The following is a 21,141-nucleotide window of genomic DNA, read 5'->3' as shown; positions in this document are numbered from 1 at the left end:
GATGTGATCATGCAGACCATCTCGCAGACCAGGTGCTGATCGGTTGCTCGTCGTGCGCCCGTAGCTCAATGGATAGAGCATCGGACTTCGGATCCGAGGGTTGGGGGTTCAAGTCCCTCCGGGCGCGCCAAGAAATCAACAGCTTTGGTGCTCTCCTTTACTTCTCGCCTTCCAGTGGTCACGGTTTTGGTCACGGTTCCAGACAGACTTCCTCGGTTTACGGCATCCCGAAGATGCCCTGGAGCGAGGTGGGCATACCTCAGCGTTGTCTGGATGTCACGGTGACCGAGAATTTCCTTTACAGAGACCAAATCAACCCCCGCCATGCAACCTGGGGAACCCTCTGCCAGCTTGTCTTCCACATAGCTTTCATAGGAGCACTTCGTTAGACTCGACGGAGATTTCTATTCCTTTTACTCCCTATGCCTAAACGCACGAGCACCACAGGCAGCGAACTCTTTATCGTTGATAACAGCGAGGAGGACTGGAAGGTCCTGCGCTACCTCCATGACTGGTGTCAGATATCGAAATCTATCGACATCGCAACTGGCTATTTCGAGATCGGCTCGCTGCTGGCTTTGAAAAACGAATGGCAACAAGTGGACCAGATTCGGATTTTAATGGGAGACGAGGTTTCTTTGCGTACCAAAAACGCGTTTGTTGAAGGCGTGGAACGTGTAACGCAGCGACTTGATCTCAGTCTTGAAAACGAAAAGCATACGAATGAGTTTCTCTCCGGTGTGCCTGGCATCGTCCAAGCAATCCGCTCAGGCAATATCGCGTGTCGGGTATATCGCAAGGACAAGTTCCATGCGAAAGCCTACATCACCCACGCTCGCCTAGAGGTCGTCGGGTCCTCTGCTCTCGTAGGCTCCTCAAATTTCACATGCCCCGGCCTAACCGAAAATATCGAACTCAACGTGCAAATCACCGGCCAGCCGGTTAAGGTTTTGCAGGAATGGTACGAAGAGCATTGGGCTGCGGCAGAGGATGTCTCTGCAGAGATTCTCAGAACCATCGAACGACATACGCGGGAATACCTCCCCTTCGACATCTACACCAGGGCTCTCCACGAGTACTTTCGCGGCCACGAGCTGACCGATACCGAGTGGGATGAGACGCGCTCGAAGATGTTCCCCCGGATCGACCGGTATCAGAAAGAGGCGTACTGGGCACTCATGAAGATCGCCCGGCAGCACGGCGGCGCGTTCCTCTGCGACGGCGTTGGTCTGGGCAAAACCTTCGTTGGTCTGATGCTGATCGAGCGACTGGTGCTGCACGAGGGCAAGCGCGTAGTGCTGTTTGCACCGAAGGCAACCAAGGAAGGTGTCTGGGAGCCCCATCTCCGTGATTGGCTTCCGCACATCGGCGGTGTCGGCGGCAGCTCGGACTTCAGCAATCTCGCCGTCTTCAGCCACACCGACCTTGGTCGCAGGGGTGACTTCCCGGAGCGATTCCGTCGCATCGCCCAGCTTGCCGATGTGGTGGTAATCGACGAGGCTCATCATTTCCGCAACCCCGGAAGAAGGGGCGGCGATGGTACGGAAGCTGAGCCCTCGCGCTACTTCCGCCTATTCAATATGCTCGACAATATTGAGCGTCCGAAGACCCTCTTCATGCTGACCGCCACGCCAATCAATAACCGGCTGAGCGATTTCCGGCACATGGCGGAGCTATTCACTCGACGTGACGAGGCGTACTTCGCACGAACTTTGGGTGTCAATAATCTGAGTGCACATTTCAACCAGATGGAGAAGGCGCTGCGCACCCGGGTCGGGCATGAGGTGACCGATGTCGTCGAAGAGATGGCGGAAGCGCAGGAGATCTTGATAACTGACGAAATCTTTCGCCATCTTGTGGTGCAGCGCAGCCGCGCCTACGCCCGTGAAAGCCAGATCCGCGAGAAGGGCAGGGCTGCCGTCTTCCCGGAACGCAAGGCTCCGCAGGTGGCCGCGTACTCCATCCGCAAAACCTACGGCAAGTTGCTCGATATGTTCGAAAAGGCCTTCACCAGGAAAAACCCCCTCTTCACCCTGGCGATGTACTATCCGCTCGCCTGGTACAAGGGACCGGACACGAGCATCGACCCTCTGGAAGAAGGGCGGCAGGGTCAGGTCGTCGGCTTGATCAGAACGAACTTTCTGAAGCGGTTTGAAAGTTCCATGATTTCTTTCGAGCTTTCCTGCGACCGCCTGCTGCAGAAATTGATCGCTTTCCTGCAAATTCACAGCGTGACCGACGCCGAGAAGAGGCGGCTGGAGCGCTGGAAGACGCAGAACGCTGAGATCCTCGGCTACGCCACGCACCGGCAACTCGAGGTCTGGGGGGAGGACAGGGATGAGCCTGAAGACGAAGACTTTGTGCCCCAGGAGATGCTCGACGCCGTCGAGCGCCTCGACCGTAAGGACTATAAGGTTGAGGAGATGATGTCCGAAACCTTTCTCGATCTCGACCAGATTGTGCAGTTTCTTAATGAGGCCCGGAAGTTCGAGCCCAAGCACGACGACAAGCTTCAAAAGCTCGTCCGATTGCTCAGGTCAAAGGACCTTGCCGGGCAGAAGGTCCTGATCTTCACCGAGTTCGCCGACACTGCGCGTTACCTGAAGCGCCAGCTCGATCAGGCCGGTATCGACGGTGTCGCACAGGTGGACAGCGCCTCGAAGGTCAACCGCGCCGACGTTATCCAGCGCTTCTCGCCATACTACAACAGCAGCTCCTCGGCAGCGCTTGCGGACAAAGGTCGTACAGAAATCCGCGTGCTCATATCCACGGATGTCTTGTCCGAAGGCCTAAACCTGCAGGACGCCTCGCGGATGATCAACTACGACATCCACTGGAACCCGGTACGTCTGATGCAGCGCATCGGCCGCGTGGACCGACGCATGAACCCAGAGGTCGAGAAGCGGTTGGTCGCCGACCACCCGGAGGTCGTCGGCTCCCGTGGGAAGGTGAGCTTCTGGAACTTCCTACCGCCCGACGAGCTGAACTCGATTCTCACGCTCTACACTAAGGTCACGCAGAAGACACTGTTGATCTCGAAGACGCTTGGGATCGAAGGGCGCAAGTTGCTCCACCCCGACGATCTCTTTGACGACCTTAAGGTCTACAACGCGTTCGTGGAGAACTACGAGGGGACCAAGACCACCATTGAAGAGATGCACCTTGAATACCAGGCCTTGCTACAGGAACACCCGGAGTTGTCTGGCAGGTTGAACGGGCTACCTGGCGGGATCTTTAGTGGACGGAAGCGTCCCGCGAAGGGAACCCTCGGCGTCTTCTTCTGCTACGCGCTTCCCGCGCTCGACAAGGAGAAAGGCGAGTTCACCATGGAGGCCGGCACAACCCGCTGGTATCTCTATCACATTGATCGTGACACCATCATCACAGAACCGGGGGAGATTATCGAGAGCATCCGCTCCAAGCCGAACACACCGCGCAAGTGTATGACCGAGGAAAAGACTCTCAAAGACATCCGGGTCCAAGTCCTCAAGCACATCAAGGACACCTACCTAACGCGTATAGATGCACCCGTGGGTGTGAAGCCTGCACTCCGATGCTGGATGGAACTGAATTAGACATGCCTAAAGCGACACATCTTCCTGAAATAGGATCCATCAAAGACTTACTCGGTTTCCTGAATGAGCAACTTGGCTGGCCCATTCCCGAGGATGCGCTGATCGATGAAATTACATTCGATTGGACAAACAATGTGCTTCGCCTGCCCACAACCGCGATTCAAAAACTCAAGGGAGGAATCATACGTCAGCTGCGGTCCCTTACTGTTAGCCAACCATGGGGAATTTTCTTGGTAGAGTTTTCGGAGCCGCAAGTTTATCGAACAGCACTTCGCCAGATATTACGTAGCCTTGTCCCGAGCAGGCGTCGTGATGCTTCCTTGCGGTCTTGGCATCATGACAATCTTCTCTTCATTTGCACCACTGCCGATTTTGAACGCATTACGTTTGCCCATTTTTGTGGTGATAAGGCGAACCAGGCCAAACTTACAACGTTTGGTTGGCGCCGTGGTAGCAGCTATCTCCGAACGCTTCTTGAACACAACCTCCCCAAGCTTGCATGGCCTGATGATGATGGAAAGAACTTCAATGCTTGGCTCGTTCAATGGGCGAAAGCTTTTGACAAAGAACCACTTACCCAAGACTTTTTTAGACGTTTTGAGACAGGAATAAAAGCTATTAAGAAAGATCTTGAGAAATACCAAAAGTTCTCATCGGCCCAAGCATATAGCCAGTCACAGCTTTTACTCGAAAGACTTCTGTTTCTCTATTTTCTCCAGAACCGTGGCTGGCTTGACCAAAAACGAGATTACTTGCTCGCCAACTTTGGATCGCACCGGGCCAAACCAAAAGAGTTTTCCTTCTATGCGGATTTCCTCGAGCGAGTATTTTTTACCTTGTCCACTCCTCCTGATTACAAGGGTCCAGGTAGCGGACTGCGATTAGAGGGTATTCCTTTCTTAAACGGTGGTCTCTTTGATGATGATGAATTTGCACAGACCGCCGAACGAAAACAATCCGATCCTGCGCTCAACATCCGCAACGATACTTTTGCCTTTATCTTTGACAACCTTCTCGAAGCCTTCAATTTCACCGTCCGTGAGGACACTCCTCTTAACCAAGACGTAGCGGTTGATCCAGAAATGTTAGGGAAGGTCTTCGAGTCTATTATTCTGCACGCTGAAGCTGCTGATCCTGATGCTATTGCACCTGATAAACGAAAAGCGACAGGTTCCTATTACACTCCGCGCATTGTTGTTCATTTCATATGTCGGGAAACCCTATGCCAGTATCTTCTTAAACGCCTGCCGTCAGATCAAGACTGGAATCGGCGACTTCGTGCCGCGATGGACATCTTTGCTCTCGATGGACTTGATTTAGATGAGATCGCACGACTCAAGACACTCCTTTCTCCAGACGATGGCAAGATGCTTGTTGAACTCGTTGAAAACCTCAAGTGTTGTGATCCTGCCGTAGGCTCTGGCGCATTCCCTGTTGGTCTCCTCCATGAACTACTCAATTTTCGTCGCGTCATTGAAGCTGCCGCTAACGGCTACGTGGATCCCGTTCGCAAGGGTGGCAATCAGTGGATTCACAATACAAAGTCTCAAATTGTTGAAAGTTGTCTATATGGAGCGGACATCCAACAACAGGCCATTGAAATTTGCCGCCTCCGCCTCTGGCTTTCCCTCGTCGTGGACTACGATCTTGGATGTGACCCTCTCATCGCTGCCCGCCCACAGTTCCTTGATGCCATTCGAGGCATTTCCCAGCTCCCAAACCTGGAGATGAACTTTCGTCGTGGCGATTCTCTCCTCGACATGATTTCTGGAGTCCCCATTCGCGTGGATCCTGGTTTTGTAAGTGCCCATCACATTGATGTCACTGCCATCCAAAAACTCGGTCACGACCTCCATAAAGCAAAACACGCGGATAGAAAGAAAAAGATCCGGCTCGACATACTCCGACATCGACTCGACTTCACCCAGCATGTACTGGAGGATGAACGGAAACAGATTTACGACCAACTTACCAACCAGACTCTTAATCTTTTAGGTGCTTTTGGATTTGACGAGAACATATCTGAGGCGGAGAACCGACGACGGATCGAGAAGGATATTAATCAACTTGACGAGGCGCTCAAGAAACTTGCTGCAGATCGAAAAGAACTGGAACAACTCCACTCATCATCGGCGACAAGCAACTTCTACCCTCGCCTCCGCCGACTTGAAGGTGCGGATTTCAATAGCCCATTCAATTTCGTCTGGCAGATTGATTTCGCCGATATTTTCCACTCCAGAGTTAATATCGGCTCGCCTAACCGCAATGGACATAATGCAAGCACACGACCAGAGCGAGGCGGCTTCGACCTTGTGGTTGGTAACCCACCGTTTGTTACTGCCCGCAATACGGTTAAGCGTGAGCTTTATCGTGCACGATGGGCACGAGTGTGCTACGGAAAATACTCGCTTATTTGTCCCTTCTTCGACCTCAGCTTTAGCCTCCTACGGTCTGGAGGTGAACTTGGCTTCATAGTTTCCAACGCCTTTGCTAAGCGAGAATTTGGTAAACCGCTGATCGAAGACTTTTTCACCACTGTGAATTTGCACAAAGTTGTGGATTGTTCCGGTCTGCTATTCCCTGGCCATGGCACGCCCACATGTATTGTATTCGGCGCAAACTGCCGATCCGACGAGAAAGCACCGATTCGCATTGCGGCGATATTGCCAGGTGGTGGTGACCTTCGTACACCGCCAGAAGAAAGTCCGCTCTGGTTCACTCTCGCCACGCAGCATGATAACCCCGGCTACAGTGGAGAACAGGTTGTGGTGTCAGACCGTATCCGCAAGGAAATGGCGAAGTGGCCTTGGAGCTTTGACGTTGGTGCTACACCAACAAAGAATCTTATGGATTCTATGAGTAGCTCACATCTATCAGAGTTTCTTGGTGGAAGCGTTGGTTACGATGCGATTTCTGCGGCGAACGATATTTATTACCTCAAGCCGAACGTACTCAGGAGATTGGGCATTAGCCATGCCTTTTCTAAGCCACTTCTCGTAGGAGAGCTTTTAAGGAATTATGAGCCAGACCTGAGTGTTTATACGCTTTGGCCGTATACCGGAACGAAGACAGAGCCTTCACTTTCACCTCCTGTTAAGGATTACCTGAAATCTTTTCGTTCTTTTTTGGAAGTCAGATCACAATTTAAGAAGACTCAGCTCGAGGCAGGCTTGGAGTGGTTTGAATTTCGAGAGTACCACCGGCGGGCACTCAAAAGACAGATTACTTACGCTGACATCTCGACGCATATTCACGCCGTTCTTTCTGAAGGCTGTCGAGTGTTTAATCAACATGCACCCGTTATTGAACTTCCGACAATCTCACGAGATGAAGATTGGCACTTGGTTTCCTCAATTCTCAACTCAGCATGCGTGCTGTTCTGGTTGAAGCAAGTGTGTTTCAATAAAGGCTCAGGTGAGGATGAGCACCGTGATCGTTTTGAGTTTGCAGGCAGCAAGATCGAACAGATTCCGGTTCCGCCGCCCATAGTAAAGGCTTTACACAATAAATCCCACTCACTTTCTGAGCGGTTGTCGGCATTGGCGCGTGGATGCTGGGAACGTGGGCAGCAGTTATCTACACTGGCCCTGATCAAGGCGTTTGAAAAGGAAGGCGAAGCTTACTACGAATGGAACGCTGCTCTCCCAGGTCGCGTCATGCCTGCGGTAGAGTTTACGCCACCTTACACCTCAACCGAGACCCTGCATGTCTGTATTGAGGCCGCCACTATTCGCCGTGAGTTATTGCGTTGTGAAATGATTGCGGCTCAGGAGGAAATGGATTGGTTAGTGTATCAGGCTTATGGTCTCCTAACCGAGAACCATCCTGGTATTACGGTGCAAGCGAGTAGCCAATACAATTATTCTGACCCCATGCCTTTACATGAACAGGAACGACCTTTTCGTCTTTGGGCCGCCGCCGAAGAAAATTTACAAAATGCCTTATCACTTATTCCCACTGGCAAGTATTGGCCAGAGGAACGGCGCAAGGTTTGGCGTGCTAGGCTTCTAACTATCCGCGACAACGAACATATCCGCCGCATCGAAGCGTCGGTATATAAGCGCCGTTGGGACGAACAATGGAAAGTGGGCAATCGCTGGACCGCTGGCCCTGCCGCCTACGCACAGGAGCTTGTGGATGCCTTCTCTGGTTGGCTGGCTGAGAAAGCTGAGTGGTATCTGGAACGCACAGCGAAAGGCGGCCCCCTCGGTGAGGATACTTGGCGCATTGCGATTTGGAATGATTCACGTGTGAAAGCAGCCTGGCCTGTTATTGCCGATGCCATCAACCAAGTCGAACTCCACATAATCGAGCAGGGGGACAAGAAGCCAGCGAAGATGCTCGAAGCTGATCCATCTTCCGGTGCCTTTGCCAAATACTTCCGAAAAGTCATAGCCGAAGAGTCCGTTCCCGATGGCATTCCATCTGCCGTCCCTTGGGAACAATTAGAAAAGAAGATGACCGTTCCCCAAAAGGTGAAAAACATTCGTGGAAAATTGAATGTCCCACGTGAGCGTTTCCATGTGCGTCAAGATGGTAGCTACATCTGGGCGGGTAAAGAATAATATGTGTTACACGTGAAGACATTAATCGAGGCGATTCTCCATTTCACCTCGCTGCCTATCCTTCCCTCGGGCAATTTGATGGTCACGGTTTAGGTCACGGTTCGGTCACGGTTTTAGTCACGATCCCCTATCAGCCTCAATCTCTCCACATCGCAATCCAATCAGCATTTTCGATAGAATCCATGCGGGTTTCGGAGTCATCCATCACACATGATCATCATCAGTCGTAATGGGAAGAGGTTGGACTTCGGATCCGAGGGTTGGGGGTTCAAGTCCCTCCGGGCGCACCACTAAAGAACCGCCGCCGCGGCCGATCGCTTACGGATTGAACCGCATGCCGAAAAGAACCGACACGCTGGTGGTGTCGCGTTGCAGCGAGGGGGACATGTTAATGTCATGCATGTTCAGCATGACCGTATTCGAGAAGGCAAGCTTCGGACTGACCTGATATTCAAACGACACGCCAAGCGGAATGTAGCTGCTCGTGTCGTTGCGGTTGATGCGGGCGGAGCCGGCACCTTTGTCCAGATCGGCATGGATAAAGCCGACGCCGGCGAAGGGGACGATGTTGAACTTGTTGTTGACCTGATAGTGGTAGCGGGCCGCACCGGCAAAGGCGTATTGCTTCAAATCGCCGGCCGGCACCCACTGAAACATCGGCCCGACTGAAAATTCCCTGGTCAGGTAGTAGTCGGCCTGAAAATTCAGCGCAAACACGGTGTTGTTCGTCGTCCCGCTGATAAATCCCACGTCCGTACCGAATCCCCAGTCTCCCTTCTCTGCGTACACAAGGGCGTCCGCACCGACCACGAGCATCAGTGCCAGTGCGACCGCCGGCAGACAGGTTCGGGCATTCCATTTCGCCATTTGCGTCTCCTGTAGACATCACGAATATCGGACCCGGCGAATTTAGCATACACGGTTGGGTCCGACAAGGTGACCCGGAGCAGATTCGCGGTTGTTCACCCTGAGCCGATGCGCTATGCTGCCGCGCGAAACAGGTCGAGCCTGAGGTCACGGCTGAGGACGATCTCGGATAGTTCCTGCCTAGCCTCAACCTCGGCCTTCATGGAGACAACGATGCCGGGCCGTGTCCCATCCGACGCCGCACAGGATCTCTTTGCTATCATTTCCAAGGCTCTCTCCGGAGCGGCGCTGGAGGACTATGGCATCACCGCGTCGCGCGAACAGGGCGATCAGATTCTGCGTGAGCTGCTGTCGCTCTGCCTCTTCTGGACCTGGGCGGCGCTGGATGTCGGCCTCTCCGACAAGGACCGCGATCGCGTATGGGCCGTGCTGATGGATCGCGTCCAGACAGCTTGGCGCGAGGAATTTGGCCTGGCGCCAGAGGACTTCGGCGGCTATCTCGATGAATTTGCGAAACGGCGGCGCCTCTACGAAAGCCTGACCCGAGAAGGGGGCACGCCGACCACGCTCGCGGCTGAAGCGGCCGGTTTTATGGAAACGGAATCCGCGATTGAGCCGGGCGATCGCCCCAAGATGCTCGCGCTGCTGGTGGATCTGGTACCGGCGGACGAAGTGGGAACGGCGGTCGAGGAACTGGAGATCGTTGGCTAAAGGTAGCGGTGGCTCGTGACGGTGACTTTGGCATCAAATTCGTAGAGTAGCGGCGCGCCGGTCGGAATATTCAACTCCAGCACCGCTTCTTTCGACAGGTTCTCCAGATGCATTACCAGCGCGCGCAAACTGTTGCCGTGCGCGGCGATCAGGATGGTGTCGCCACGCACGATGTACGGATAGATAATTTCCCCCCAATAGGGCAGGACCCGCTCGGCCGTATCCTTCAAACTTTCGCCGCCCGGGGGGCGCACGTCGAAGCTGCGCCGCCAGATCTTCACTTGCTGGTCGCCGTACTTCTGCGCCGTCTCGGTCTTGTTCAATCCCTGCAACTCGCCGTACATGCGCTCGTTCAGCGCCTTGTCCTTCTCAATCGGAATGTTCGTCTGCCCGATCACGCCCAACACGATATCAAGCGTCTGGATCGCACGCGTCAGCACCGAGGTATAGGCACGCGTGAACCGGAAGCCCCTCAACTTCTCGCCCGCGGCCTTCGCTTCCTGCTCGCCCTTGGGCGACAGCGGCACGTCCACCCAGCCGGTGAACCGGTTTTCGAGATTCCATTGGGATTCGCCGTGACGCAGCAGCACCAGCTTGGCCATGAATCGAACCTCGTTACTCGTTATTCGTCACTTCTGTTCTCGAATAACGACTGACGCTTTATACGCAATCTTCCATACCGGTTGCAATCGGGGAGACACTCAGATCGCGCGGCGGTCGGACGACGGCTGGAGGCGGACCGGTGGCAACTTGCCCTTCTCCCATTCACCGTTCTGAATCACCTGGTACAGAGACGCGAAGAAGAGCGCGTAGAGCACGATACCGACGCCAATGACGTAGGGCTGCACGCCGCCGGCTTCCGCCAGCGCCGCCTCCTGTGCCGCGCGGTCCAGCCAGGGCTTGCGCTTGATCTCCTCCACGCCTTCGCGCACGTGCCAGTAGTAGACGTAGTTAGCGCTGACGCCCGCCATGACGCTCCAGACCACGCCTGCCGTCAAATCCTGCGTGACGAAAGTCGAGACCGCCGGTCCGACCGCATAGACGAACGCGTACAGATACATCTTCCGATAGAGGAACCAGAGAAAGGGGATGAACAGAAAGACCGGCCAATTCCAAGTCAGATTGAAGCGCGGCGGGCCGGTGAAATTGAATTTCTTGAATTGCCCCAGATAGCGGTCGGCGCGGGGACCGATGAAGGCCCGCCACAGTTCGTCATCCGCCAAAAATTCCCGGGCGGATTCGGAGGAAAAGGGTGCCCCGCACTGGCCGCAAAAATTGGCGTCGTCCGGATTCTGCTGCTCGCATTTCGCGCAGACTTTCATGGGTTGGTCTTATCATAGCAGCGCGCGACGGCACAAGGGCCGGAAGGGGAAATTCCTCAATGCTGACGGGCAGATAGATCGTTCCCCGTTGTTGCTTCACCGCCCCCGATGTGTTACGTTTTCAACTTCCTGATTAGAGCAAAAACCCATGCCGACCGAGGAACTCAGGCAGGACGCCGACCGATACTTGATGAACACCTATGCCCGGACGCCGATCTCCATCGTCCGTGGGCGGGGCTGCAAGGTCTACGACCTCGAGGGGCGGGAATATCTGGACTTCGTTGCCGGGATCGCCGTCAGCGTGCTGGGGCACGGCCATCCGGACCTCGTCGCGGCGATCCAAAAACAGGCGCAGCAACTGCTCCACGCCTCCAATCTCTACTACACCGAGCCGCAGACGAAACTGGCTAAGCAGCTGGTAGAGCATTCGTTTGCGAAAAAGGTGTTCTTCTGTAACAGTGGCGCGGAGGCTAACGAAGCCGCGATCAAGCTTGCGCGGCGCTACGCGCACGAAAAGTACGGGGCTGAGCGCTACGAGATCATCGCCATGCTCCAGTCGTTCCACGGCCGGACGATGGCGACCCTTTCGGCCACCGGCCAGGAAAAGGTCCGGAAGGGCTTCGAGCCACTAGTGCCCGGCTTCGTCCACGTGCCGTTCAACAACTTGCAGGCGGTAGAGCAGGCCGTCACCAATAAAACGGCTGCGATTCTGTTGGAACCTGTGCAGGGTGAGGGCGGCGTGCGCGTGGCCGACAAGTCGTATCTCACGGGCCTGCGCGAGCTCTGCCAACAAAAGGACATTCTCCTGATCTTCGACGAAGTGCAAACCGGCATGGGGCGGTCCGGCCTGCTCTTTGCTTACGAACATTTCGGCGTGACGCCGGACGTCATGACACTCGGCAAGGGTCTGGGCGGAGGGCTTCCGATCGGCGCCTGCCTCGCAACCGACGCGGCTGCCGCGGCGCTCGTCCCGGGCGCGCACGCGTCCACGTTCGGCGGCAATCCCGTGGCCTGCGCAGCGGGCCTGGCCGTCCTGAATGTGTTGCTCCAAGGCGGCGTGCTCGAACGGGGGAAACGCATGGGGGCCTACCTGGCCCAGGAGCTGCAAGACTTGAAGGACCGGATGCCGATCGTCAAGGAAGCGCGAGGCCTTGGCCTCTTGCAGGGGCTCGAGCTCACGGTGGACGGCAAGCCAGTTGTCTCCGACTGCCTCTCACGCGGCCTGCTGATCAACTGCACGGCTGACCGGGTGTTGCGGTTCGTTCCGCCGCTGACCGTCTCTCAGGCCGAGATCGACCGCCTGCTGGTCCTCTTGAACCAAGTTCTCGGTAAGCGGGTGTAGGAGGCGCGATGTCTCGGCGGTCTCTCAACTCCGACGCCTCTTCTGTTGGCAAAGACCTACTGACGGTCGGCGCAATCCCGCGTGCGGCGATCGTGCGTCTGCTAAACACGGCGCGCGCGCTGAAGGCCAAACAAAAAAAGGGTCGGCTCGATCAACCACTGACGGGCAAGACGCTCGGGCTGCTGTTTGAGAAGCCGTCCACCAGAACGCGCGTGTCGTTCCAGGCCGGCATGCACCAACTCGGCGGGCACTCGCTGTTTCTGTCGCTGGCGGATATTCAACTGTCTCGCGGTGAGACGATCGCAGACACGGCCGGCGTTCTGTCGCGCTATCTTGACGGCATCGTGATTCGGACCTTCGACCATGCGACGGTCCAAGCCTGGGCGCGGCACGCGACAATTCCGGTGATCAACGGCCTGACCGACCTGTGCCATCCCTGCCAGGCCCTGTCGGATTTGCTGACGATCCAGGAACAGAAAAAAAAACTGGAGGGTCTGAAAGTCGCCTACATCGGTGACGGGAACAATGTGGCCCATTCGCTGATTGAGGCAGCATCCAAGACCGGCATGGCGATCAGTCTGGCCTGTCCGAATGGCTATACGCCGTCGGGGTCAGTGATCGAGGCCGCGCGCGCCGAGGCGGCGCAGACCGGTGGCGCCATCGAGATTACGGACACCCCGCAGGTGGCGGCGAGGGACGCGGACGTTCTCTACACCGACGTCTGGGTCAGTATGGGACAGGAACAGCAGGAGACGAAGCGCGCGGATGTGTTCAGGCCCTATCAGATCAACCGCCGACTGCTGAAGCTCGCGAAGCCGGATGCGATCGTCATGCACTGCCTGCCGGCTCATCGCGGCCAGGAAATCACGGGCGACGTGCTTGACGGACGGCAGTCGGTGGTGCTGGATCAGGCGGAGAACCGGCTGCATATGCAGAAGGCGATTCTGGTCGCATTGCTTTCGCAGCGCGGAAAGAAGGGCTAGGGAGGAGAGGCTCACGGACATGAAACAGCGCAAGATCCACAAGGTCGTCCTCGCTTATTCGGGCGGCCTCGACACGTCGGTCATCTTGAAATGGCTGCTGGAAACCTACGATTGCGAGGTCGTCGCTTTCTGTGCCGACCTCGGCCAGGGCGAAGACTTACAGGCCGTCAAGAAAAAGGCGCAGATGGTCGGCGCGTCAAAAACCTACGTCGAGGATTTGCGCGAAACCTTTGTGAAGGACCATGTGTTTCCCATGCTGCGGGGCTGCGCCATCTACGAAGGCACCTATTTGCTTGGCACGTCCATCGCGCGGCCATTGATCGCGCGGCGGCAAATGGAAATTGCCGCCAGGGAGAACGCCGACGCCGTCTCGCACGGCTCCACCGGCAAGGGCAACGACCAGGTGCGCTTCGAGCTGACCTACCAGGCACTCGATCCGACGGTGAAAATCATCGCCCCCTGGCGCGAGTGGACGATGAGGTCGCGGCGCGAGTTGATCGAGTATGCGGAGCAACACGGCATCCCGGTGACAGCGACAAAAGCAAAGCCGTACAGCACGGATCCCAACCTGTTCCACATCAGCTACGAGGGCGGGATTCTGGAGGACCCCTGGTCAGCGCCGCCGGACGAAATTTTTCAGCTGACCGTCTCGCCCGAAAAGGCACCCGACAAACCGCGCGAGGTCGAGATCACGTACGAGTCGGGCAATCCGGTCGCGGTGGACGGTAAAAAGATGAGTCCGGCCACGCTACTCGCGTATCTCAATAGGGTCGGCGGCGCGCATGGCATCGGTCGCGTGGACCTCGTCGAGAATCGTTATGTCGGCATGAAATCGCGCGGCGTCTATGAAACGCCTGGCGGGACCATCCTGCATGTAGCCCATCGCGGGCTGGAGTCGCTCACGCTCGATCGTGAGGTGCTGCATCTGCGCGACTCGCTCATTCCACGTTATGCGGAGCTGATCTACTATGGTTACTGGTACGCACCGGAGCGGGAAATGCTCCAGGTAGCCATCGACGAAGCGCAGAAGGACGTCACGGGCACGGTACGTGTGAAGCTCTACAAGGGCGCTTGCACGGTGACGGGCCGAAAGTCGCCGCAGTCGCTGTACCGGCTGGACATCGCGACCTTCGAGGAGGACGAGGTCTACCGCCAGAAGGACGCGGAAGGATTCATCCGACTGAACGCGTTGCGGCTCGCGATTCGTGCCCAGCGAAAAAAGAAGAAGGCGTAGGGCATGGAACGCATCTCGTGACGCGTTGGTGAAAGAACCCATGGAAGCAAAGAAAAAGAAGAAACGGGCTTCCGTCCAACCACGCCTGACGCTTCCCACTGCAGGCGAGCCGGCGAAGTTGTGGTCCGGGCGGTTCCGCGCGCGCACGCACCGCTTGATGGACGAGTTCGGCTCGTCGCTGGCCGTGGACCGCCGTCTGTACAAGCAGGATATCCAAGGTAGCATCGCGCACTGCAAGGGTCTCGAGCAGGCCGGCGTGCTGACCGCACAGGAAGTGAAGGCGATCATCCGTGGCCTCGAGCAGGTCCGCAAGGAGCTCGACAAGGGGCGGTTCCCCTTCGCGCCGACGGACGAGGACATCCACATGGCGATCGAGCGGAGGCTCACTCAGCTGATTGGCCCGGTCGGCGGCAAGCTGCATACAGGACGGAGCCGGAACGATCAAGTGACGCTCGACCTGCGGCTCTACCTGCGCGACGGGCTCACCGCGCTCGGCAAGACCGGGCGCCAGTTCCAGCAGGCGTTGATGGACCAGGCGCGCCGGAATCTGGACGTGGCCATGCCCGGCTATACACATTTGCAGCGGGCGCAGCCGGTCCTGCTTGCGCACCATCTGCTCGCCTACGTGGAAATGGTCGAGCGGGACAAGGGCCGCTTGCGGGACGCGTTGGCGCGGCTCGACGAAATGCCGCTGGGCTCCGGCGCGCTGGCCGGCACGAACTACCCCGTGGACCGGGCCTATGTGGCGCAGTTGCTCGGATTTTCCGCTGTCACGCAGAACAGTCTCGACGCGGTCTCGGACCGGGACTTCGTCATTGAAACGATCTCGGCGCTGGCGCTGCTGATGATGCACCTCTCGCGCCTGAGCGAGGAGCTGATTCTCTGGTCCTCGCAGGAGTTCCGGTTCGTGGAACTGCCAGACGATCTCTGCACGGGCAGCAGCATGATGCCGCAGAAGAAAAATCCGGACGTGCCCGAATTGATCCGAGGCAAAACGGGACGCGTCTACGGGCATCTGGTGGCCCTGCTCACAACGCTCAAGGGCCTGCCGCTGAGCTACAACCGGGACTTGCAGGAGGACAAAGCGGCGCTGTTCGACGCGCTCGACCAGGTCTCGGCCTCGCTGGAGATCCTGACGATGGTCATGCAGGGCCTGACGGTCAATCGGGACGTGCTGGGGAAAGCCGCGGGGGCGGGCTACATTCTTGCGACGGAACTGGCAGATTATCTGACCGGGAGGGGCGTGCCCTTCCGCGAAGCCCACGCGATCACGGGCCGGCTCGTGCGCTGGTGCCTGGACCATAAGAAGGACCTCCGCGACCTGACGCTGGTCGACCTGCGGGCCATCTCAACCAAATTTGAGAAGGATGCGCTGGACGTGCTGACGGTTGAGGGTGCCATCGAGCGGCGCGCGCAGCTTGGCGGCACGGCGCGCAAGCGCGTCGAGGCCCGGCTCAAGGTGCTGGAGCGGATGCTGACATGACGCGCCTGGCGGGAGCCACGCTGCTGCTGCTCGGCCTGCTAGCCGACTGTGGCATGCCCGGGCTTCCGGTCCCACCCGACGATTACGGAATCGGGGGGCGCCTCCAGGCCGAACGCGCCAAAGAAGCACGGGAGAAAAAGGTCCGGGAAGAGCGGGAGCCGCAGACCTCGGGCCCCGCGAGCCTCGGAGGGGCCGAAGCCGAGCAGACAACCAGCGAGGGCGGTGGGCTACCGCCGGATGAAGTGATCCTGCCAGATATGAGGCCGGTGGGGGGACGCTAAGGAGAGGATCAGGGGAAGACCATGCACGATTTCAAATACCACAACGGGGAATTGCATTGTGAGGCCGTGCCGCTGAGCCAGATCGCCAAGCAAGTCGGCACGCCGTTTTATGTTTACAGCCACACGACGCTGACCCGCCATTTTCGCGCATTCGACCGCGCGTTCGAGCACGTCCCCCACATCATCGCCTTCGCGATGAAGGCCAATTCGAACCTCGCCATCCTGCGCCTCATGGCGCGTGAGGGCAGCGGCGCGGACATTGTCTCGGGCGGCGAACTTTTTCGCGCGCTCAAGGCCGGCGTGCCGCCCTCGAAGATCGTCTTCGCGGGCGTGGGCAAGAGCCGGGAGGAAATCCGCTACGCGCTGAAGTCTGGCATTCTCATGTTCAACGTGGAATCCTCAGACGAGCTGCGCGCCATTGACGACGTGGCGGCCGAGCTGCGGATGAAGGCCCGCGTGGCCCTGCGCGTGAACCCCGACGTCGATCCCAAGACACATCCTTATATTTCCACGGGGATGAAGAAAAGCAAGTTCGGCATCAGCGCCGACCGCGCCCTTGAAGAATTCAAGCTGGCCTCGTCGCTCAAGCACATCGACGTGGCCGGCGTGCACAAGCACATCGGCTCGCAGTTGACCGAGATCGCACCTTTCGTGGACGCGCTGAGGAAAGTGGCCGAGCTGGTTGGGCGGCTGAAGGACCAGGGCATCAACATCCGCTACCTCAACATCGGTGGTGGGCTGGGTATCACTTATTCAGACGAAACGCCGCCGGAGCCGAAAGATCTGGCGGAGGCGATCTCGCCTATTCTCCGCGATCTCAACTGCACGGTGATCATGGAGCCCGGCCGCGTCATCGTGGGTAACGCCGGTTCGCTGGTGACCAGGGTGCTCTATCACAAGGCCAGCGACGTGAAGAAATTCGTGATCGTGGATGCAGCCATGAACGACTTGATCCGGCCGAGCCTCTACAACGCGTTCCACAACATCACGCCGGTGCGCGAAGCCCACGGCACACCGTCGGTGACGGTGGATGTGGTCGGACCGGTCTGCGAATCCGGTGACTTCCTCGCCAAGGACCGGGTGATGCCGGAGGTCAAGGCGGGCGACCTGCTGGCGGTGATGAGTACCGGGGCCTATGGATTCGTCATGTCGTCCAACTACAACTCGCGGCCGCGCGTACCGGAGGTGCTGGTCCGTGGAAGCGAGATGCACGTCATCCGCAAGCGCGAGAGCCTGGCAGATCTCGTGCGAGGCGAGGCGATCCCCGCATTTTTGAAAGCGGGCGCACAGGCAACAGCAAAATCTAAGAAGAGGAAACAGTAATGGCGGGCTTGAGCAAACAGAAACCGATCCCCCTCATGAAATTGTCGGGTAGCGGGAACGACTTCATCCTGGTGGACAACCGGCGGGGCATGATCCCCAACGACCGGGCAAGCGTGCTCGCGGCCAAGGTCTGCGCGCACCGCCTGTCTGTTGGCGGCGACGGGCTCATTTTGATCGAACGGTCGAAGAAGGCCAACTTCCGCTGGCGCTTGTTCAACGCCGACGGTAGCGAGGCGGAATTCAGCGGCAACGGCGCGCGCTGCGCGGCCCGCTTCGCCTATCTCAAGAAGATTGCGCCCAGGAAGATGCGCTTCGAGACGCTCGCCGGCATGATCGAGGCCGAGATGGTAGCAACGGTGAAGGGCGGTAAACCGGAGGCAGTCAAGGTGCGCTTCCCCGATCCAAAGGGCTTGCGGCTAAACCTCAATGTGCCGGTGGGCGGGGCCACGCGCACGGCGCATTTCCTCGACACCGGCGTCCCGCATTGTGTCTACGTGGTGGACGATCCGGACAAGGAAGACATCGTCGGCGTCGGTCGGCCCACCCGTTACCACGAGTTGTTCAAGCCGGCCGGCACGAACGTGAATTTCATCAAGGTGCTGACCCCGCATCGGATCCGGATCCGGACCTACGAACGGGGCGTCGAGGACGAAACGCTGGCCTGCGGGACGGGCTCGATCGCGTCGGCGCTGCTGGCCAGCCGCGTCGCCCAGGTCGAGTCGCCGGTCACGCTGGTCCCCCAGAGCGGCTTGGAGCTGACGGTCTATTTCGAGACGCGGGGAAACGCGTTCACGAACGTCTATTTGCAGGGCGACGCCCGCGCCGTGTATGAAGGACGCATCCTCCCAGATGCCTGGATGTAACAGGCAATGGGTGATCGGTAATGGGTACTAGGTGGATAATTTGAGCTCCGCCTAATCCCCGTAACCCACCGCTTCTAGCCCAAAGGAGTTCGTTATGTTTCACGGTTCGCTGGTTGCACTCGTGACGCCGTTTAAAAAGGGAAAGGTGGACGAGAAGGCGCTGGGCGATCTGATCGAGTGGCAGATCGCGCAGGGCACGCACGGGCTCGTCCCCTGCGGCACCACTGGCGAATCCGCCACGCTCACGCACGAGGAGCACGACCGGGTTATTGCCTTCACGATCAACGCCGCCAAGGGGCGCGTCCCGGTCATTGCTGGCACCGGCTCCAACAGCACCGACGAGGCGATCGCGTTGACCAAGCACGCGAAGAAGGCTGGCGCAGACGGGGCGCTGATGATCACGCCCTACTACAACAAGCCGACGCAGGAAGGCCTCTACCGCCACTACAAGGCCGTGGCCGACGCAGTGGATCTGCCGATCGTACTCTACAACATCCCGGGTCGCACGAGCGTGAACATGCTACCGGCGACCGTGGCGCGACTGGCTTCGATCAAGACTATAGTGGCAATCAAGGAGGGAAGCGGGTCACTGCAGCAGGTCTCCGACATCCTCCAGGCCTGCGGAGACCGGATGACGGTCCTGGCTGGCGATGATGCGCTCGCGCTACCGATGATGGCGCTTGGCGGCAAGGGCGTGATCACCGTGACCGCCAACATCGTGCCGAAAAACATGGCGGAGATGGTGGATGCCTTTGCCGTAGGCAAATTGAAGGACGCACAGAAACTGCACTTCAAAATGTCACCGCTGTTCGCGGCGCTCTTTTACGAAACGAATCCGATCCCTGTGAAAGAAGCGCTGGGAATGATGGGCAAGTGCTCGTCGGAGGTGCGCCTGCCGCTCTGCCCAATGGCGGCCGATACGAAAGAGAAATTGTCTCGCGCGTTGAAGGATTACGGGCTGATTTGACAGGTGCCGTGGCGTGTGTCTCGTCGCTCGTGAAACGCGATCAGATGCGCCCGACACAAATGAACACCACTGCACGGAATACGGGGACTTGGATGATTAAAGTCATTGTCGCGGGCACGGCCGGGCGGATGGGCTCCAGGCTGGTGGCGCTCATGAAGGAATCGGCAGCCCTCACGCTGGGCGCCGCCGTGGAAAAGAAAGGCCATGCCGCGGTCGGGGGGGATGCCGGTGAGCTGGCCGGCTGCGGTCCCAGTCTGGTCCTCATCGAGGACGACCTGTCCGCCTGCATCGGCAAGGGCGAGGTCATCATCGACTTTTCCTCCCCCGCAGCCACGCTGGAACACATGCGCGTCGCCGCCGCGGGCCACAAGGCCATGGTCATTGGTACAACCGGCTTTTCGACCACCGAAATGGATGAGCTCAAGCAGTTGTCGAAGCAGATCGCCTGCGTCTTCTCGCCCAACATGAGCGTGGGCGTGAATCTGCTGTTTAAGGTGCTGACCGAGATGGCAAGAACCCTGCATGAGGACTACGATATCGAGGTTATCGAAGCCCACCACCGCCTCAAGAAGGACGCGCCGAGCGGCACGGCGTTGAAAATGGCTGAGGTGCTGGCCAAGGCTATGGGTAAGGACCTGGGGGAGATTGCGAACTACAGCCGCAAGGGTATCATCGGCGAGCGCAAAGAGGGCGAGATCGGTATCCAGACAATCCGTGCGGGCGACATCGTCGGCGACCACACCGTCATCTTCGGCGGCATGGGCGAGCGGATCGAAGTCACCCACCGCGCGCAGAGCCGCGACACCTTCGTGCGCGGCGCGCTGCGCGCGGCGCGGTGGGTGGTGAGACAGCCGCCGGGCCTCTACGACATGCTCGACGTGCTCGGACTGCGGTAGCAGCGTGTTCGGTTGGCGGTGATCAATCCCCCATTTCTGACACAGAAGACTGAAACCTTACAACTCACAGCTGTCCGCTCTCCCTTCAGCAGCAGAAACCCGTACACCACCGCTACGATCACGATTGCCCCGGCGATCGTGACGTTTCTGTTGTCGACTACGTCACGCATGCCGAAGATCCGGACGGCGGAGATGCACGAAAAGTAAGTCCGCGCGATACCCCGATAGCTGCCGCCTGCGCCCTCCACCCAAGCCATGCCCGGCTCCAGATCCAGCAGCGCCCCCGCAAATATCACCAAAAATCTCCTCGTCCCTGCCCCTCCTTGTGAGCAAGGTACGGTATGTGCGTAGGATCCACGCGCATAAACACACACCCCTGGCGGCACAGCCGCGCCCCCAGGGCGCATGCGGCCCAAAGAAGAGCACGGTGAGCACGCGGGTGGCTACCCCGGAGCCGATGACGGAGCGCGCGGGCAGGAATGGCGAAACCGTGCGCCTTCAGGAAAAACTTGTCTGTCCCTGGACTCTGGAGATCGAGTCGGACCGAAGACTAACAGAGACGGCGATGGGATTACTGCTGGCGGCGGGCGGAACCGGCCATTCGCAGCGTGCGCGCCGGGAGCGTGGCACCGCAGGCGCGGCAGACGATGCGGTCTTGGCCCCGTTCGTAACTGATCAGATGGGTGCACTGAGGGCAGCAGAGCAGGGCCGTCTGCGGGATGCTAGAAA

Annotated in this window: 17 protein-coding genes, 1 tRNA gene and 1 pseudogene; 14 read left to right on the top strand and 5 right to left on the bottom strand. The window is 58.1% G+C overall.

What is annotated here, in order from left to right; all coding sequences use genetic code 11:
- Positions 1 to 54 precede the first annotated feature (54 nt).
- Positions 55 to 130 (top strand) — tRNA-Arg (locus FJ248_08055).
- Between the two features lie 103 nt (positions 131 to 233).
- Here the strand turns inward: FJ248_08055 and FJ248_08050 are convergent.
- A pseudogene (locus tag FJ248_08050) lies at positions 234 to 326 on the bottom strand (integrase).
- A gap of 96 nt (positions 327 to 422) precedes the next feature.
- Here FJ248_08050 and FJ248_08045 point away from each other — a divergent pair.
- Positions 423 to 3,575, top strand: coding sequence for a helicase (locus FJ248_08045; GenBank protein ID MBM4120831.1), 3,153 nt, complete (start codon positions 423 to 425; stop codon positions 3,573 to 3,575).
- A 2-nt stretch (positions 3,576 to 3,577) separates the two neighbouring features.
- Positions 3,578 to 8,140 carry a hypothetical protein gene (locus tag FJ248_08040; protein ID MBM4120830.1) on the top strand — a complete coding sequence of 1,521 codons (4,563 nt, stop codon included), beginning with the start codon at positions 3,578 to 3,580 and terminating at the stop codon, positions 8,138 to 8,140.
- Between the two features lie 318 nt (positions 8,141 to 8,458).
- Here the strand turns inward: FJ248_08040 and FJ248_08035 are convergent, their stop codons facing one another.
- Positions 8,459 to 9,007 (bottom strand): porin family protein, encoded by a 549-nt coding sequence (locus FJ248_08035; protein ID MBM4120829.1) that lies wholly within the window; start codon positions 9,005 to 9,007, stop codon positions 8,459 to 8,461.
- Between the two features lie 213 nt (positions 9,008 to 9,220).
- Between FJ248_08035 and FJ248_08030 the strand changes: the two genes are divergently transcribed.
- Positions 9,221 to 9,718, top strand: coding sequence for a hypothetical protein (locus FJ248_08030; GenBank protein ID MBM4120828.1), 498 nt, complete (start codon positions 9,221 to 9,223; stop codon positions 9,716 to 9,718).
- On the opposite strand, the gene FJ248_08025 is transcribed toward FJ248_08030, so the two are convergent.
- A complete protein-coding gene (locus FJ248_08025; protein ID MBM4120827.1) occupies positions 9,715 to 10,320 on the bottom strand; it encodes a 2,3-bisphosphoglycerate-dependent phosphoglycerate mutase in 606 nt (201 codons plus the stop codon). The genes FJ248_08030 and FJ248_08025 overlap by 4 nt on opposite strands.
- A 99-nt stretch (positions 10,321 to 10,419) precedes the next feature.
- Positions 10,420 to 11,040, bottom strand: coding sequence for a DUF2628 domain-containing protein (locus FJ248_08020; GenBank protein MBM4120826.1), 621 nt, complete (start codon positions 11,038 to 11,040; stop codon positions 10,420 to 10,422).
- A 148-nt stretch (positions 11,041 to 11,188) separates the two neighbouring features.
- On the opposite strand from FJ248_08020, the gene FJ248_08015 reads away from it, so the two are divergent.
- The 9 genes from FJ248_08015 to dapB all read left to right on the top strand — a co-directional run bounded on the left by FJ248_08015 (position 11,189) and on the right by dapB (position 20,412).
- Positions 11,189 to 12,382: an acetylornithine transaminase gene (locus FJ248_08015; GenBank protein MBM4120825.1), complete on the top strand. Its 1,194-nt coding sequence runs from the start codon at positions 11,189 to 11,191 to the stop codon at positions 12,380 to 12,382.
- An 8-nt stretch (positions 12,383 to 12,390) separates the two neighbouring features.
- Complete coding sequence (argF, locus tag FJ248_08010) at positions 12,391 to 13,365, top strand: ornithine carbamoyltransferase (GenBank protein ID MBM4120824.1); 975 nt, start codon at positions 12,391 to 12,393, stop codon at positions 13,363 to 13,365.
- Positions 13,366 to 13,384: 19 nt separating this feature from the next.
- Complete coding sequence (locus tag FJ248_08005) at positions 13,385 to 14,599, top strand: argininosuccinate synthase (GenBank protein MBM4120823.1); 1,215 nt, start codon at positions 13,385 to 13,387, stop codon at positions 14,597 to 14,599.
- A 40-nt stretch (positions 14,600 to 14,639) separates the two neighbouring features.
- On the top strand, positions 14,640 to 16,082 hold the full coding sequence (gene argH / locus FJ248_08000; GenBank protein MBM4120822.1) for an argininosuccinate lyase: 1,443 nt from the start codon (positions 14,640 to 14,642) through the stop codon (positions 16,080 to 16,082).
- Positions 16,079 to 16,363 (top strand): hypothetical protein, encoded by a 285-nt coding sequence (locus tag FJ248_07995; protein ID MBM4120821.1) that lies wholly within the window; start codon positions 16,079 to 16,081, stop codon positions 16,361 to 16,363. Before argH ends, FJ248_07995 begins: the two co-directional genes overlap by 4 nt.
- 21 nt (positions 16,364 to 16,384) lie before the next feature.
- Positions 16,385 to 17,686 carry a diaminopimelate decarboxylase gene (gene lysA / locus FJ248_07990; GenBank protein ID MBM4120820.1) on the top strand — a complete coding sequence of 434 codons (1,302 nt, stop codon included), beginning with the start codon at positions 16,385 to 16,387 and terminating at the stop codon, positions 17,684 to 17,686.
- A complete protein-coding gene (locus FJ248_07985) occupies positions 17,686 to 18,549 on the top strand; it encodes a diaminopimelate epimerase (GenBank protein ID MBM4120819.1) in 864 nt (287 codons plus the stop codon). The genes lysA and FJ248_07985 overlap by 1 nt, the downstream gene beginning before the upstream one ends.
- A 94-nt stretch (positions 18,550 to 18,643) precedes the next feature.
- The gene (locus FJ248_07980; protein MBM4120818.1) at positions 18,644 to 19,516 is read left to right on the top strand and encodes a 4-hydroxy-tetrahydrodipicolinate synthase; all 873 of its coding nucleotides are present in this window, start codon (positions 18,644 to 18,646) and stop codon (positions 19,514 to 19,516) included.
- A gap of 92 nt (positions 19,517 to 19,608) precedes the next feature.
- Positions 19,609 to 20,412 (top strand): 4-hydroxy-tetrahydrodipicolinate reductase, encoded by an 804-nt coding sequence (gene dapB / locus FJ248_07975; GenBank protein ID MBM4120817.1) that lies wholly within the window; start codon positions 19,609 to 19,611, stop codon positions 20,410 to 20,412.
- On the opposite strand, the gene FJ248_07970 is transcribed toward dapB, so the two are convergent.
- Positions 20,379 to 20,708 (bottom strand): hypothetical protein, encoded by a 330-nt coding sequence (locus FJ248_07970; protein ID MBM4120816.1) that lies wholly within the window; start codon positions 20,706 to 20,708, stop codon positions 20,379 to 20,381. The genes dapB and FJ248_07970 overlap by 34 nt on opposite strands.
- Positions 20,709 to 20,839: 131 nt before the next feature.
- On the opposite strand from FJ248_07970, the gene FJ248_07965 reads away from it, so the two are divergent.
- On the top strand, positions 20,840 to 21,141 hold a 302-nt coding region (locus tag FJ248_07965; GenBank protein MBM4120815.1), incomplete at its 3' end, for a hypothetical protein.

This window comes from Nitrospira sp., assembly GCA_016873435.1.
In the GTDB taxonomy this organism is placed as follows: Bacteria; Nitrospirota; Nitrospiria; order Nitrospirales; family Nitrospiraceae; genus VGXF01.
This window is presented reverse-complemented; position numbering and strand designations above follow the sequence as displayed.

Coding starts and splice junctions, on each gene's coding strand:
- FJ248_08045 (MBM4120831.1), top strand. CDS start 423: ATGCCTAAACGCACGAGCACCACAGGCAGCGAACTCTTTATCGTTGAT.
- FJ248_08040 (MBM4120830.1), top strand. CDS start 3,578: ATGCCTAAAGCGACACATCTTCCTGAAATAGGATCCATCAAAGACTTA.
- FJ248_08035 (MBM4120829.1), bottom strand. CDS start 9,007: ATGGCGAAATGGAATGCCCGAACCTGTCTGCCGGCGGTCGCACTGGCA.
- FJ248_08030 (MBM4120828.1), top strand. CDS start 9,221: ATGCCGGGCCGTGTCCCATCCGACGCCGCACAGGATCTCTTTGCTATC.
- FJ248_08025 (MBM4120827.1), bottom strand. CDS start 10,320: ATGGCCAAGCTGGTGCTGCTGCGTCACGGCGAATCCCAATGGAATCTC.
- FJ248_08020 (MBM4120826.1), bottom strand. CDS start 11,040: ATGAAAGTCTGCGCGAAATGCGAGCAGCAGAATCCGGACGACGCCAAT.
- FJ248_08015 (MBM4120825.1), top strand. CDS start 11,189: ATGCCGACCGAGGAACTCAGGCAGGACGCCGACCGATACTTGATGAAC.
- argF (MBM4120824.1), top strand. CDS start 12,391: ATGTCTCGGCGGTCTCTCAACTCCGACGCCTCTTCTGTTGGCAAAGAC.
- FJ248_08005 (MBM4120823.1), top strand. CDS start 13,385: ATGAAACAGCGCAAGATCCACAAGGTCGTCCTCGCTTATTCGGGCGGC.
- argH (MBM4120822.1), top strand. CDS start 14,640: ATGGAAGCAAAGAAAAAGAAGAAACGGGCTTCCGTCCAACCACGCCTG.
- FJ248_07995 (MBM4120821.1), top strand. CDS start 16,079: ATGACGCGCCTGGCGGGAGCCACGCTGCTGCTGCTCGGCCTGCTAGCC.
- lysA (MBM4120820.1), top strand. CDS start 16,385: ATGCACGATTTCAAATACCACAACGGGGAATTGCATTGTGAGGCCGTG.
- FJ248_07985 (MBM4120819.1), top strand. CDS start 17,686: ATGGCGGGCTTGAGCAAACAGAAACCGATCCCCCTCATGAAATTGTCG.
- FJ248_07980 (MBM4120818.1), top strand. CDS start 18,644: ATGTTTCACGGTTCGCTGGTTGCACTCGTGACGCCGTTTAAAAAGGGA.
- dapB (MBM4120817.1), top strand. CDS start 19,609: ATGATTAAAGTCATTGTCGCGGGCACGGCCGGGCGGATGGGCTCCAGG.